Here is a 1,617-nt window from a genome sequence, read left to right as displayed (position 1 = left end):
CCGAGCGCGCCGCCGAGGACGCGGAGACCGCCGCCGAGGCGGCCGCGGACGGCGCGGACGACGAGCACCGCGAGTCGGTCGTCGCCCGGCTGACCAAGCGACTGACCGACTTCGTCCGTACCCACGAGGACGCGGAGGACCTCGACGAGAACACGTACCTGCATAATGAGGGCGTGGACGGCGATCCGGAGAGCACGGGCGATGCCCGCGAGGCGGCGGACACCCTCCGCCGCCGGAGCCGCATCCTGCGCCTGACCCGCCCCACCCGGGACCTGTCCGCCCCGGAACTCACCCCCGACCACACCTAGCACCGAGTATCCACCGCAACGAAGGAGCCTTCCATGCCGGAAGCCGTGATCGTCTCGTACGCCCGCTCGCCCATCGGGCGCGCCAACAAGGGATCCCTCGTGGGTATCCGCTCGGATGACCTCGCCGCGCAGATGGTGACAGCGGCCCTCGCCAAGGTCCCGTCGCTCGACCCCACCCGGATCGACGACCTCATGCTGGGCTGCGGCCTGCCGGGCGGCGAGCAGGGCTTCAACATGGGCCGTGTCGTCTCCGTGCTCGCCGGACTGGACACCGTCCCCGGCACCACGGTCAACCGCTACTGCTCCTCCTCGCTGCAGACCACCCGCATGGCGCTGCACGCGATCAAGGCCGGCGAGGGTGACGTGTTCATCTCCGCCGGTGTCGAGACCGTGACCAACTTCGCCAAGGGCACCTCCGACCACTGGCCGGACACCCACAACCCGCTCTTCGCCGACGCCGAGGCCCGCACCGGCACGCGCGCCGAGGGTGGCGCCGAGACGTGGACCGACCCCCGCGAGAACGGCCTGCTGCCGGACGTCTACATCCCGATGGGCCAGACCGCCGAGAACGTCGCGCAGATGACCGGCATCACCCGCGAGGAGCAGGATCACTGGGGCGTGCGCTCGCAGACCCGCGCGGTCGCCGCCGTCGAGAACGGCCACTTCGCCAACGAGATCACCCCGGTCACCATGCCCGACGGCACCGTGGTCTCCACCGACGACGGCCCGCGGCCCGGCACCACCTACGAGAAGATCTCGCAGCTCAAGCCGGTCTTCCGCCCCGACGGCACCATCGCCGCCGGCAACTGCTGCCCGCTCAACGACGGCGCCGCCGCGCTCGTCATCATGAGCGACACCAAGGCCAAGGAGCTCGGCCTCACCCCGCTCGCGCGCGTGGTGTCCACCGGCGTCTCGGGCCTGTCCTCGGAGATCATGGGCCTCGGCCCGATCCAGGCCGTCAAGAACGCCCTGAAGATCGCCGGCAAGTCGGTGTCCGACATCGACCTGTTCGAGATCAACGAGGCGTTCGCCGTCCAGGTACTCGGCTCCGCCCGCGAGCTCGGGATCGAGGAGGACAAGCTCAACATCAACGGTGGCGCGATCGCGCTCGGCCACCCGTTCGGCATGACCGGCGCCCGCATCACCGCCTCGCTCATCAACAACCTGCAGGCCGCGGACAAGCAGTTCGGCGTCGAGACCATGTGCGTCGGCGGTGGCCAGGGCATGGCGATGGTGCTCGAGCGCCTGAGCTGATCCCCGCCCGCGCGGCCTGATCGCGCGCGCCCCGGCGCCCGCGCCCCGGCGTCCC

The 1,617-nt window shown here is 71.1% G+C and carries 1 protein-coding gene and 1 pseudogene; both read left to right on the top strand.

Annotation, left to right across the window (positions count from 1 at the left end; genetic code table 11):
- Nucleotides 1-308: pseudogene (locus G6017_RS09640) on the top strand (SGNH/GDSL hydrolase family protein); the annotation flags it as partial.
- 33 nt (nucleotides 309-341) lie between these two features.
- A complete protein-coding gene (locus G6017_RS09635) occupies nucleotides 342-1,562 on the top strand; it encodes an acetyl-CoA C-acetyltransferase (protein WP_182617132.1) in 1,221 nt (406 codons plus the stop codon).
- Nucleotides 1,563-1,617: the final 55 nt, after the last annotated feature.

It is taken from the genome of Dietzia sp. B44, assembly GCF_014145245.1.
GTDB classification, from domain to species: Bacteria; Actinomycetota; Actinomycetes; order Mycobacteriales; family Mycobacteriaceae; genus Dietzia; species Dietzia natronolimnaea.
Note: the sequence above shows the minus strand (reverse complement) of the source record. Positions and strands in the feature narration are given on the sequence as shown.